Source organism: Ancylobacter tetraedralis, assembly GCF_014195655.1.
Taxonomy (GTDB): domain Bacteria; phylum Pseudomonadota; class Alphaproteobacteria; order Rhizobiales; family Xanthobacteraceae; genus Ancylobacter; species Ancylobacter tetraedralis.
Genome location: NZ_JACICD010000003.1, coordinates 346,924 through 359,362 on the forward strand (window position 1 = coordinate 346,924; position 12,439 = coordinate 359,362).

Below are 12,439 nucleotides of genomic sequence, written 5' to 3' on the forward strand. Positions count from 1 at the left end.
TCAGGGGTGATCGGGCAGCGCGGCGGCGAGCCGGCGCGCCCAGGCTTCCACGCCCGCAGGGTCGGAGATCTCGTCGTGGCGGATCTCGATGAGGATCGCCTCATGACCGCGCGCCTCGCCATGGATGGGAATGGCGTAGTCGCCATCGGCCGCGATCTGGTACGGCTCGTTGGCCGCCACCACCAGCCCGGCTTCCCGGCCGAGACGGGCAAGGATGCGCTCGCCATAAGCCTTCGAGCGGTCGAACAGGATGCCGGCATGCCAGGGCCGGGCGACGCCATGATAGACCGGCGTGAAGCTGTGGATCGTGACGAGAAGGGTCGGCCGGTCCGCGCGCTGGTCGAGATGGCGCGCCACCGCGTCATGGAACGGGAGGAACATGCGCTCCACGCGCCGCTGCCGCTCCTCCGGCGACAGGTCGATATTGCCGGGAATGTCGGTCGCCTCGGAGCGCACGGGAATGCTGGAGGGCTCCCCCACCGGACGGTTGAGGTCGATCAGCAGGCGCGAATAGGTGCCGAGAAACAGCGGCGCATCGAGCCGCGCGGCCAGCCCGCGCGCCACCTCGGCGGCGCCGATGTCCCAGCCGATATGCCGGCGCACCTCGCTCTCGGACAGCCCCAGCCGGCCATATTCGGCGGGGATGTGGCAGGACGCGTGCTCGCACAGCAGCACGAAGGGCGAGGCACCGGCTTCGTTGACGATCTCGACAGCCGGGGGCCAGTCGAGGCCGGGCGGCGACGCGCTCGCCGGTGAAGTGCCCATAGCGGATGCGTTCACGATTGCCTCGCTCACCGGCCCGTCCGTCATGAATTGCGGTCCTTCGTCGCCGCGCCGCTCATGGTGGCGCCGCTCATGGTGACGCCATTCGCCTCGCGGGCATTCTCGAATTCCACTACCCGCTTCTCGATCCGCTCCTGCCGTCGCGCGACGATGAGCGTGCACAGCGCCTCCACCTGGGCGAGCGGGGGCAGGAAGGTGTCGTAGGGCGATTCCACCTCCACCGGCGCCACCAGCACATGCAGCGCCCCCGCCGCCACCGGCGAAAGCCAGGGATCGGTGAACAGCACCAGCCGCACGCCGCGCTCGGCCGCCTGCTCGCTGAACCGCACCACGTCCGACTGGTAGCGGCGGTAGTCGAACACGATCAGCACATCGCGCCGGCCCATGTCGACCAGCCGGTCGAAGGTCTCGGAGGAGCACAGACCGAGATCGGCCACCCCTTCGCGGAACTGGCCGAGATAGCCCGCCAGCATGCCGGCCAGGTGCCGGCTGAAGCGCCCGCCGAGCAGATAGACGCGGCCCGGCGCCTCCATCACCAGCTCCTCGACCTGGTCGAAGATGGCGGGCGTCACCTTGTCGGAGAAATCGGCCATGCGCCGGGTCGCCGAGCGGATATAGGCCCGGGCCACATGATCGTCGCCAGCGGGAACGCGGCGCGCCTCCATCATCAGCAGCGGCGAATGCAGCCGCGCCTCCAGCTCCGCCAGCAGCTCGGCCTGGAAATCGGCGAAGCTGGCATAGCCGAGCTTGGCGACGAGACGCGCCACCGTGGGGTCGCTCACCCCTGCCCGCTTGGCGATCTGCGCGGCGGTGCCGAGCCCGCTCAAGGGATAGTCGGCGAGCAGCAGCTGCACGATCTTCGCCTCCGCGGGCGTCGGCGCCGGCAGGCCGTCGGTCAGCTTGTCGCGAACGCGCATCGCGGCTCCTCCTGATGTTATTTTTCTCACATATGCGTCGATTTTGGTCAATTACGAAATGATATTGACATAACCGACCACGCCCTCACTATTACCACCCGGGACCCGCTGGGAGTTCGCAATGCGCGGTTTGTCGTCCGGAATGAAGGTGGCCTTGGTCGACGCGGCGGCGATGGCGCTGGCCGTCGCCGTGGTGGCCGGTCTGATCGCCGCCTTCGGCAGCGCCGGGGCGCAGCGCGTGGCCACCCATGCCGGCCTGCTGCTCGTCTCCGTGGTGTCGCTGCAGCTGTTTTCCGGCAATACCGGCATCGTTTCGTTCGGCCATGCCGGCTTTGCCGGGATCGGCGCCTATGTGGTGGGCGTGCTCACCATGCCGGCGGCGATCCAAGCCACCGCGCTGAAGAACCTGCCGGCGCTGCTCGCCGGCTACCAGCTCTCGCTCGGCACCGCGCTGCTGGTGGCCGCGGGGATCGCCGTGGTGCTGGGCCTCGCCACCGGCGCCGTGCTCATGCGCCTCACCGCCTCCAGCGCGTCCATCGCCACACTGGCGCTTCTGGTGATCATCGTGACCGTGCTGGTCGGCGCGCGCGAGATCACCCGCGGCAGCCAGCCCTTCTATGGCGTGCCGCGCGGCGTCGGGCTGGCCACCGCGACGGCGGCAGCGGCGATCGCGCTCATCCTGGCCCGCCTGTTCCGCGACACGCGGACCGGGCGCATGACCCGCGCCAGCGCCGACGACGCGGTGGGCGCCGCCGCCATCGGCATCGACCGGCGCCACGGCGTGCTGGCCAGCTGGACGCTCAGCGTCGTCGGCGCGATGCTCGCCGGCGGCCTCACCGCGCAGTATATCGGCGCCTTCAAGCCGCAGGATTTCTATTTCGACCTCGCTTTCGAGACACTGGCGATGCTCATCGTGGGCGGGCTTCATTCCAGCCTCGGCGCGCTGGTCGGGGTCGGCGCGACGACGCTGCTGATCGAGGTCGCCCGGAGACTGGAAGAGGGCGGCTCGTTCCTCGGCGTCGACGTGCCGCCGGTGTTCGGCTTCACCGAGGCGGTGCTGGCGCTCGCCATGCTGCTGGTGATCTGGCGCCGCCCGGAAGGGCTGAGCGGCGGGCATGAGATGGAACTGCTGCGCCGGCTCGTCCGCCTGCGCCCGCCCGCCCCCGCGCCCGAGCCGGAGGGCCGTCCCGCCGCCGCGATGCTGAGCACGCGGGGCGTGGGCAAGCGCTATGCCGGCGTCGCCGCCGTCGCGGACGTCACCCTCGCCCTGCCCACCGGCCAGGTCACCGGCATTATCGGCCCCAATGGCGCGGGCAAGACCACGCTCATCAACCTCATCGCGGGACAAGCCGCACCAAGTTCGGGCGGGGTCTATGTGGATGGCGCTCCGCTCGCCGGCCTGCCCGCTTTCCGCGTGGCGCGCACCGGCATCGCCCGCACCTTCCAGAACATCCGCGTCTTCCCGCACATGAGCGTGCTGGAAAACGTGATGACGGCGGCCGAGCGCATCGAGCCGGACGCCCTCGCCGCCGAGCGCGCCGCCCGGCGCGAACTCGCCCGGCTCGGCCTTGCCGAGCGCGCCGACCGGCTGGCCGGCACCCTGCCCTATGGCGAGCGGCGGCGGCTGGAGATCGCCCGCGCGCTGGTGACGCGCCCGTCCTTCCTGCTGCTGGACGAGCCGGCCGCCGGCATGAACCCGGTGGAGACCGACGCGCTGATGGTCATCCTGGCGCAGGTGAAGCGCGAGCGCGGCCTCGGCATCGTGCTGATCGAGCACGATCTCGGCCTCGTCATGCGCCTGTGCGACCGTGTCGCCGTGCTCGACCATGGCCGGCTGATCACCGAAGGCCCGCCGGCGGCGGTCCGCGCCGATCCCAGGGTCGTCGAGGCCTATCTCGGCAGCCGCTCCAGTGCCCGCGCCCTCGCGCGGCTGAGCGAACAAACACAATAATCACCTTCCGGAGAACCGTTCATGCTGCTCTCGCATCCCACCATCGGACGCCTCGTTCTCAGTGCCGCCGTCACCTGCGGGCTCGCCGTGCCGAGCTATGCCGAAGACATCCTCATCGGCGTCGCCACCGCCCAAACCGGCGGCCTCGCGCCCTATGACCAGCCCTCGCTCGCCGGCTTCCGCATGGCGATCGACGAGCTGAACGCCAAGGGCGGGCTGGGCGGAAAATACACCGCCAAGCTCGCCATCAAGGACACCCGCACCGACACCGCCGCGACCATCACCGCCGTGCAGGAACTGGTCGATGCGGGCGCCTCGATCATCCTCACCCCCTGCGATGCCGACGCCACCATCGCGGCCGGGCAGATCACCGTGGCCAAGCGCATCCCGACGCTAACCTTCTGCGGCACCGCGCCGGTGCTGGCCACCGCGGTGGGCGACAACCTGTTCGGCACCTATCCCGGCGACAATCTTCAGGCCACCGTCATCGCCGACCACGCCTATGCCAAGGGCTTCCGCAAGGCCTATCTGCTGGTCTCGCCGGATTCGAGCTACACTGCCCAGCTGCCGGAATATTTCGCCGAAGTGTTCAAGAAGAAGGGGGGCACCATTCTCGGCACCGGCTCCTTCACCATGGGCCAGCCGGACTTTTCCGCCATCGTCACGGCGATCAAGGCGCTGCCCGAGCAGCCCGACCTGATCATGACCGCCGCCTATGAGCCGGATTTTCCCGCCTTCATCCAGCAGCTGCGCGCGGCGGGCGTGACCACCACGGTCTATGGCGCCGACGCCATCGGCACGGGCACGGTGCAGGGGCTCGGCAAGCTGGTCGACGGCACGGTCTACTCCGCCGCCGGCTACCCCACCCCGGGTGGGGCGCTGGAGGCCTTCAACAAGCGCTTCGAGACCACCACCGGCCATGCCGCGGAATCGGCCTATGAAGCCAATGGCTACGAGATCGGCCTCATCCTCGACGCCGCCGTGAAGGCTGCCGGCTCGACCGACCCGGTCAAGCTGCGCGATGCCATTGCCGGGCTCGACAAGCTGCCGATCGTCACCGGCACCATCACCTATGCCGGGACCAACGGCATGCCGGTGCGGGCAGTGTCGCTGATCGAATACAAGGACGGCAAGCCGGTCTTCATCGCCACGCAGACCCCGGCGGCCGCCGACGTGCCGGCTCCGGCGCACTGACATGCTCGACGTCGGCGCGCTCCAGGTCCGGTATGGCGAGGCGGTCGCGGTCGAGCATCTCGACCTCGCGCTGCCCGAGGGCGGCGTGCTCGCGCTCATCGGCGCCAATGGCGCCGGCAAGAGCTCGACGCTCGCCGCCATCAGCGGGGTGGTGACGCCGGCCCGCGGCAGCGTGCGGTTCGGCGGGCGGGACATCACCCGCCTGCCGCCGGAGCAGCGCTCGCGGCTGGGCATCGCGCTGGTGCCGGAAGGCCGGCGCGTCTTCGCGGCCCTCACCGTCGCCGAGAACCTGACGCTGGGCGGCGCGATGCATCTCGACCGGGCCGCGCGCGCGGTCCGCGCCGAGGAAATGCTCGGCCTGTTCCCGGTGCTGCGACAGTTCTACCGCTCGCGCGCCGGCACGCTCTCGGGCGGCCAGCAACAGATGCTGGCCATCGCCCGCGCGCTGATGGCCCGGCCGAAACTGCTGATGATCGACGAGCCCTCGCTCGGCCTCGCGCCCAAGGTGGTGGACGACGTGTTCGACCTGCTCGCCGCGCTGAAAGCCTCGGGGCTCACCATGCTGCTGGTCGAACAGAACGTGGCGCTCGCGCTCGATCTCGCCGACAGCGCCGTGGTGCTCGCCACCGGCCGGGTGGTGCTCTCCGGCCCGGCGCCGGACGTGGCCGCCTCAGAACTCGTGCGCCACGCCTATCTGGGACAGTGAGCCATGCTGCTGCAGCAAGTCATCAACGCCATCAGCCTCGGGGGCATCTATGCCCTGCTGGCGCTCGGCCTCGCCATCGTGTTCTCCATCACCGGGCTGATCAACTTCGCCCATGGCGAGCTGATGACCCTCTCCGGCTATGCCCTGCTCGCGGCGCTCATGATGGGCATGCCGCTGCTGCCGGCCGCCGTCACCGCCGTGGCGGCCGGCGCGCTGGCGGCGGTGGCGATGGAGCGGGTGGCATTCCGCCCCATGCGGGGAGCCAGCGTGACCAGCCTGCTGCTCACCTCGTTCGCCGTGTCGAACCTGCTGAAGGTCGTATTCCAGAACGCCATCTCGGCGCGCGGCAAGCCGATCGCCATGCCGGACTGGATGGCCGGCGTGGTGCCCATCGGCTCCTTCACCATCGGCGTCGGTCCGCTGATGTCCATCGCCGTCTCGGCGCTCGCGCTCCTGGGGCTCGAACTCTTCCTGCGGCGCACCGTGATGGGCGCGGCGATGCGCGCGGCGGCGCAGGATTTCAACACGCTGCGGCTCGTCGGCATTTCCGCCAACCGGGTGATCGCCGTCGCCTTCCTGCTCTCGGGCGTACTCGCCGGCATCGCCTCGCTGCTGTGGATCGCGCAGCGCGCCTCGGTCGATCCGATGATGGGCTTCGTGCCGGTGCTCAAGGCGTTCATCGCCACCGTCATCGGCGGGCTCGGCAGCCTCTCCGGCGCGGTGGCGGGCGGCATGCTGCTTGGCGTCATGGAGGTGGCGCTGCAGGCGCTGCTGCCGCCCTCCCTGGCGCCCTATCGCGATGCGCTGGTGCTCTCGGGCATCATCGTCGTGCTTCTGGTGCGGCCCAATGGCCTAATTCCCGCCGTCGACACCGCGCGGAGCTGAGCGCCGCCCGCCAAACCGATACGGGCCGGCTTCGCCGGCCTTGCCCCACCCTTTCACTCACCGACCAAGGATTGCCGCGATGGCAAGGGAGCCGATCACCTACCTCCTGTGGAGCGACCTCGTGGGCGTCACGCGCACGCGCGGCGTGCCGACCGCGGACCTCGCCGGCAAGGAGGAAACCGGCCTCGGCTGGGCCTGCGCCGGGCAGGCGCTGACCGCCTTCGACTCCATCGTCGACAACCCGTGGGGACCGATGGACGAGGTGCGCCAGATCCCCGACCCCGCCGCCGCCTTCAGCTTCGAGGGTGAAGTGACGGGCGAGAGCTGGAACGCGGCGATCTGCTATTCCAAGCGCTCGGTGACGGAGGACTGGGACTGCTGCACCCGCACCTTCTATGCCCGCGCGCTCGACGCGCTCAAGGCCGAGACCGGCTTGACGCTGGCGGCCAGCTTCGAGCACGAATTCACTCTGGAGGCCGAGACCCCGGTGGAGCGCGGCTTCACCTTCGCCGCCGCCCGGCGCGCCAACCTGTTCCTGCAGGATTGCGGCGCCGCGCTGCGCGCCGCCGGCGTGGTGCCCGAGAGCCTGGAGCCGGAATACGGCGCCTCGCAATATGAGATCAGCTGCGCACCCTCGCTCGGCGTGGCCGCGGCCGATGCCGCGCTGATCGCCCGCGAGATCATCCGCGCGGTCGCCGCCGAGCACGGGGCGCGGGTGAGCTTCACGCCCAAACCGGCACGCCGCGCGGTGGGCAATGGCGCGCATATCCATTTCAGCCTGGTCGATGCCGCCGGCGCCAACGTCACGCATGATCCCGGTGGCACGCTCGGCCTCTCCCCCGTGATGGCGCGGTTCTGCGCCGGAATTCTCGCCCATCTCGACGCGCTCGTGGCGATCAGCGCGCCGACCCCGGTCTCCTATTATCGCCTGACGCCGCATGCCTGGAGCTGCGGCTTCCGCGCCATCGGCCTGCAGAACCGCGAGGCGGCGCTGCGCGTCACGCCCTCCGCCTCGCCCCATCAGGCCAAGCGGCATCGCGCCTATAATGTCGAGTACCGTCCTGCCGATGCCTGCGCCTCGCCCTATCTCACGCTCGGCGCGCTGGTACTGGCCGGGCTCGACGGCATCCGCCGCGAACTGCCGCTGCCGCCGGCCATCGACCGCGACCCCGCCGATCTCACCGTCGAGGAACGCGAGGCGCTCGGCATCGTGACGCTGCCGACCTCGCTGGAAGCCGCGCTGGCCGCGCTGGAGGCGGACGAGATCGCGCGTGGCTGGTTCTCGCCGACGATGTACGGGGTCTATCGCGACCTCAAGCTGTGGGAATGCGCGAGCGCCCGCGAACTCGACGAGGCGGCTTTGTTCGCCCGCTACAAGTCGGCCTACTGAAAGGACCTCCGCCGTGCAGAGCTACATCGACAGCCTTTCCCTCATCGACCACCACTGCCACGGCGTGGTCACCCGGCCGCTCGACCGCCCGGCCTTCGAGGCGCTGATGAGCGAGGGGCACAAGCCGGTGGCCGGCTGCACCCAGTTCGACAAACCGCTCGGCGCCGTGCTGCTGCGCTGGTGCGCACCCGTGCTCGGCCTGCCGCCGCACGCCGAGCCGGAGGATTATGTCGCGACCCGCCTCAAGCTGGCGCCAGACGAAGTGACGCGCCGCCTGGTCGGCTCGACCGGCGTTTCCAACCTGCTCATCGACACGGGCCACCGCTCCGACGCCATCCTCACGCCGGAGGGCATGACCCACGCGACCGGCCTCGATGCGCGCGAGGTGGTGCGCATCGAGGCGATCATGGAAGAGGTGGCGCGCCTCGGCCCCGCGGACGGCGCGGCGCTGCGCAAGGGCTTCGACGCCCGGCTGGAGGAGCGGGCGAAAGGCGCGGTCGGCCTCAAGTCCATCGTGGCCTACCGCACGACCTTCGACATCGATCAGACCCCGCCCGGCGTCGCCGAGGTAGACCGCGCCGGCGATGCGTGGCTCAAGGCGCTCGCCGATGGCAGCAGCCGGCGGCTGGAGGATCCGGTCCTCATCCGCCACGCGCTGTTCCGCGCCGGCGAGCTGTGCCGCACCCACCGCTATCCGCTGCAGCTGCATGTCGGCTTCGGCGATGCCGATATCCTCATGCCGAAATGCGACCCGACCGTCTTCACCCCCTTCATCGCCCAGATGGAAAAGTGGGACGTGCCGATCACCTTGCTGCACTGCTACCCCTTCCTGCGCGAGGCGGCGTTCCTCGCCGAAGTGTTTGCCAACGTCTATGTCGATATCGGCGTGATCCAGAATTTCACCGGCCCCTCCGCCCCGCGCGTGCTGGCGGAGATCATGGAGCTGACGCCGTTCTACAAGCAGCTCTATTCCTCCGACGCCTTCGGCCTCGCCGAGCTGCACTTCCTCGGCGCGCGGGTCTTCCGCAACGCCCTCGCCAGCGTGCTGCATGACTGGATCACGCGCGGCGAAATCACGGTGAAGAAAGCCGAATCCATCGCCCGCGCCATCGCCTCCGAGAACGCCCGGCGAATCTACCCGGTGTGAGGACCGGTGACGAACCCGGGCGCCCGCGATGCGCCCGGGTCCAAGGGGGGAGTCAGCAGCAGAAGTCTGATGAGAAGACAGTGGTGCGGACGACGGGACTCGAACCCGTAAGCCTATGAAGGCGCAAGATTTTAAGTCTCGTGCGTCTACCAGTTTCGCCACGTCCGCCCGGCCCGCGCCAGTCTTGCGCGGGTCGTCTCCTTGTCGTCCACCGATACCCGGCGCGTGGTCTATCCATAGTCTGGAGGCGGATCGACCGATACGGTTCTAGAACACCCCGCCGATGAAGCCGGTCTCGTCGACGAAGATGTTCTCCGCCGCCGGGCGCGAGGGCAGGCCCGGCATGGTCATCACCTCGCCGCACAGCACCACGACGAAGCCCGCGCCGGCGGAGAGCCGCACGTCGCGCACCGGCAGGACGAAGCCTTCCGGCGCGCCGCGGCGACTGGGATCGGCGGAGAAGCTGTACTGCGTCTTGGCCATGCACACCGGCAGATCACCGAAGCCCAGCGCCTCGAACTCGCCCAGCTTCTTCAGCGCGCCGGGCTCGATCGCCACCGAGCCGGCGCGGTAGATCTTCTTCGCCACGGTGTCGATCTTCTCGACCAGCGGCAGGTTGCTCGCATAGAGCGGGCGGAACGCGGACGGAGCGTCGGCGAGCTGGACCACGTCCTGCGCCAGCGACAGCGCACCCGCCGAGCCATCCGCCCAGTGGGTGCACAGGTGAACCCGCGCGCCAACGCCGGCGCAAGCAGCCTCGATGGCGGCGACCTCCGCCGATGTGTCGCTGGTGAAGCGGTTGATCGCCACCACCGCCGGCACGCCGAACTGGCCGATATTCTCGATGTGTCGCACCAGATTGGCCGCGCCCAGCGTCACCGCCGCGACGTTTTCCGGCCCGAGGTCCTTCTGCGCCACGCCGCCATGCATCTTCAGCGCGCGCACCGTGGCCACGATGACGACCACGGAAGGCGCCAGCCCCGCCTGCCGGCACTTGATGTCGAGGAACTTCTCCGCCCCGAGATCGGCGCCGAAGCCGGCCTCGGTCACCACGTAATCGGCGAGGCCGAGCGCGGTGCGCGTGGCCATCACCGAATTGCAGCCATGGGCGATGTTGGCGAAGGGACCGCCATGCACCAGCGCCGGGGTTCCCTCCAGCGTCTGCACGAGATTGGGCTGGAAGGCGTCGCGCAGCAGGGCGGTCATCGCCCCCGTCACCTTCAGCTGCGCGGCGGTCACCGGCTGGCGGGTGCGGGTCTGCGCCACCACCATGCGACCCAGCCGCTCCTCCAGGTCGTCCAGCGAGCGGGCGAGGCAGAAGATCGCCATCACCTCGGAGGCGACGGTGATGTCGAAGCCGTCCTCGCGCGGGAAGCCGTTGCCTGGGCCCCCGAGCCCGACCACGACGCTGCGCAGCGCCCGGTCGTTGAGGTCGACCACGCGCCGCCAGTTGATGCGCCGCGTGTCGATGCCGAGTTCGTTGCCCCAGTAGACGTGATTGTCGATCGCCGCCGCGAGCAGATTGTGCGCCGCGCTGATGGCGTGGAAATCACCGGTGAAATGCAGGTTGATGTCCTGCATGGGAATGATCTGCGCGTGCCCCCCGCCGGTGGCGCCACCCTTGGAGCCGAAGACCGGGCCGAGGCTCGGCTCGCGCAGCGCGATGGCGACGCGCTTGCCGGCATGCGCCAGCGCATCGCCGAGGCCGATCGTGGTGGTGGTCTTGCCCTCGCCCGCCGGGGTCGGGTTGATAGCGGTGACGAGCACCAGCCTGCCATCCGCCTTCGCCTCCGCTGTCCGGGCGAAGGGGAGCGCGATCTTGGCCTTGTCATGCCCATAGCGGAACAGGGCTTCGGCGGGCACGCCGAGCCGGGCGCCGATCTCCTCGATCGGGCGCGGCGCGACGCTGGCGGCGATGGCCGCATCGCTGGTGGGATCGATCGTGCGCACGGCGCTGTTCATTGCGGCATCCGTTTGTTCGGGCCCGTCAGGCGGCGCGCGTGCGCTCCGCCAGGATGGCGACCAGCAGCATGCCGCCGACGACCGAGAAATGCTCGACGGCGACATAGAATTCCAACTGCGCCATCGGGCCCTCCATGTTCCAGAAATGATGGGCGATCGGAATGGTCAGGAGGGTGAAGATCGCCAGTGCCCCGGCGCCGAGCCAGGTCGCCCGGTTGAGCAGGATCAGTAACCCGCCGACGATCTGGGTAAAGATGGTGAGCGCGGCGAAGAGCCAGGGCGGGTTGAGCCCGAAAAAGGCCATCTCCGTCTGCGCGCCGGGAAAGTCGACCAGCTTGCTGATGGCACTGCCGAGAAACATGAAAACCAGCAGCAGGCGCGCCACGAAGGCGGTGGCGGGCGCGCGCAGGATGGCGGAAATGATCGCGGGGGTCATCGGTGATTTCCTCTGGGGAAGAGCCGTTTCTGCCATAGCGCAACCGCCCGGTGAAGGCGAGTGACCCCCGCGATGCAACCGGTTTACTGGCGGGTATCGTCCACCGCTTCGGTGTCCGCCTCGTCGTCGCCCTCGTCGCCCTCGGCTCCTTCTTCCTCGCGCGCGGCCTTCGCCTCGGCGATGAAGTCGGGCGCCTGCTTCTTGGCTTCGCGCACGCTGTCGCCGAGCTCGCGCACGAAGCGGTCGAGGTCGAGCCTCAGGCCGCCAATGGACGGCTTCTCCGTCTCGGCGGCATAGGCCACCATGCGCAGCGACAGGCCGAGATCGGCGACGATGTCGGCGAGGAAGCCGTCGCCCAGCTCGTGCTCGTCGGCATAGGCGACGATCATGTCGTACAGGCCCGAGCGATGCGTCTCATACGCCTCCTCGTAGCCATCCTCGTTCTCGTCGTCGGGAAGGTCGTCCCACTCTGCCATGATGGCGTTTCCTTGCAAGGCGTTATCGGGCGGCGTCAGGCGACGCCGTCGCGTATCGGGGGCTGGAAGCTCAGCCCCATGTCCCACGGGAAATAGATCCACGTATCCTGGCTCACCTCGGTGACAAACGTGTCGATGAGCACCCGGCCGAGCGGCTTGGCATAGACGGTGGCGAAATGCGCCTTGGGCAGCATCTCGCGCACCATGCGCGCGGTCGAACCCGTGTCGACAAGGTCGTCGATGACCAGAAGCCCCTGCCCGTTCGGCCCGGCCGCACCCGTCACCCGCTCGGCGATCGGCTTCAGGACCTCCATGTCACCCTGGGTCTTGTAGTCGTGATAGCTGGCGATGCATACCGTTTCGATGAGGCGCAGGCCGAGTTCGCGCGCCACGATGGCGGCCGGCACCAGCCCGCCGCGGGTGATGCAGACAATGCCCACGAACGGCCCCGCCGCCGCCAGCCGCCAGGCAAGCGCCCGCGCATCCCGGTGGAACTGGTCCCACGAGACGGGGAAAGCCTTGGCTTGGCGGTCGTCGGACATGAAGGAAACCTCGACAGGCGAACGGCACGTGCCAGATCAATAGCCGCAGC

At 69.4% G+C, this 12,439-nt stretch carries 12 protein-coding genes and 1 tRNA gene; 6 read left to right on the top strand and 7 right to left on the bottom strand.

Annotated features, from left to right (window positions below; genetic code table 11):
• The gene (locus tag FHS55_RS09950) at positions 1–780 is read right to left on the bottom strand and encodes an N-formylglutamate amidohydrolase (RefSeq protein ID WP_343056104.1); all 780 of its coding nucleotides are present in this window, start codon (positions 778–780) and stop codon (positions 1–3) included.
• A 26-nt stretch (positions 781–806) separates the two neighbouring features.
• The gene (locus tag FHS55_RS09955) at positions 807–1,700 is read right to left on the bottom strand and encodes a MurR/RpiR family transcriptional regulator (protein WP_183189566.1); all 894 of its coding nucleotides are present in this window, start codon (positions 1,698–1,700) and stop codon (positions 807–809) included.
• A 121-nt stretch (positions 1,701–1,821) separates the two neighbouring features.
• On the opposite strand from FHS55_RS09955, the gene FHS55_RS09960 reads away from it, so the two are divergent.
• The 6 genes from FHS55_RS09960 to FHS55_RS09985 all read left to right on the top strand — a co-directional run bounded on the left by FHS55_RS09960 (position 1,822) and on the right by FHS55_RS09985 (position 8,973).
• On the top strand, positions 1,822–3,651 hold the full coding sequence (locus FHS55_RS09960) for a branched-chain amino acid ABC transporter ATP-binding protein/permease (protein ID WP_246340018.1): 1,830 nt from the start codon (positions 1,822–1,824) through the stop codon (positions 3,649–3,651).
• 21 nt (positions 3,652–3,672) lie between these two features.
• Positions 3,673–4,845: an ABC transporter substrate-binding protein gene (locus FHS55_RS09965; protein ID WP_183189567.1), complete on the top strand. Its 1,173-nt coding sequence runs from the start codon at positions 3,673–3,675 to the stop codon at positions 4,843–4,845.
• Between the two features lies 1 nt (position 4,846).
• The gene (locus FHS55_RS09970) at positions 4,847–5,551 is read left to right on the top strand and encodes an ABC transporter ATP-binding protein (protein WP_183189568.1); all 705 of its coding nucleotides are present in this window, start codon (positions 4,847–4,849) and stop codon (positions 5,549–5,551) included.
• A gap of 3 nt (positions 5,552–5,554) precedes the next feature.
• Positions 5,555–6,436, top strand: a complete 882-nt coding sequence (locus FHS55_RS09975) for a branched-chain amino acid ABC transporter permease (RefSeq protein ID WP_183189569.1) — start codon at positions 5,555–5,557, stop codon at positions 6,434–6,436.
• Positions 6,437–6,515: 79 nt separating this feature from the next.
• The gene (locus FHS55_RS09980; RefSeq protein WP_183189570.1) at positions 6,516–7,826 is read left to right on the top strand and encodes a type I glutamate--ammonia ligase; all 1,311 of its coding nucleotides are present in this window, start codon (positions 6,516–6,518) and stop codon (positions 7,824–7,826) included.
• 13 nt (positions 7,827–7,839) lie between these two features.
• A complete protein-coding gene (locus FHS55_RS09985; RefSeq protein WP_183189571.1) occupies positions 7,840–8,973 on the top strand; it encodes an amidohydrolase family protein in 1,134 nt (377 codons plus the stop codon).
• Between the two features lie 81 nt (positions 8,974–9,054).
• Here FHS55_RS09985 and FHS55_RS09990 read toward each other — a convergent pair.
• The 5 genes from FHS55_RS09990 to gpt all read right to left on the bottom strand — a co-directional run bounded on the left by FHS55_RS09990 (position 9,055) and on the right by gpt (position 12,389).
• A tRNA-Leu gene (locus tag FHS55_RS09990) sits at positions 9,055–9,141 on the bottom strand.
• 99 nt (positions 9,142–9,240) lie between these two features.
• Complete coding sequence (locus tag FHS55_RS09995; protein ID WP_183189572.1) at positions 9,241–10,935, bottom strand: formate--tetrahydrofolate ligase; 1,695 nt, start codon at positions 10,933–10,935, stop codon at positions 9,241–9,243.
• Positions 10,936–10,960: 25 nt separating this feature from the next.
• On the bottom strand, positions 10,961–11,371 hold the full coding sequence (locus FHS55_RS10000) for a DoxX family protein (protein ID WP_183189573.1): 411 nt from the start codon (positions 11,369–11,371) through the stop codon (positions 10,961–10,963).
• Positions 11,372–11,454: 83 nt separating this feature from the next.
• On the bottom strand, positions 11,455–11,847 hold the full coding sequence (locus FHS55_RS10005; RefSeq protein ID WP_183189574.1) for a hypothetical protein: 393 nt from the start codon (positions 11,845–11,847) through the stop codon (positions 11,455–11,457).
• Positions 11,848–11,882: 35 nt separating this feature from the next.
• Positions 11,883–12,389, bottom strand: coding sequence for a xanthine phosphoribosyltransferase (gene gpt / locus FHS55_RS10010; protein ID WP_183189575.1), 507 nt, complete (start codon positions 12,387–12,389; stop codon positions 11,883–11,885).
• Positions 12,390–12,439 lie beyond the last annotated feature (50 nt).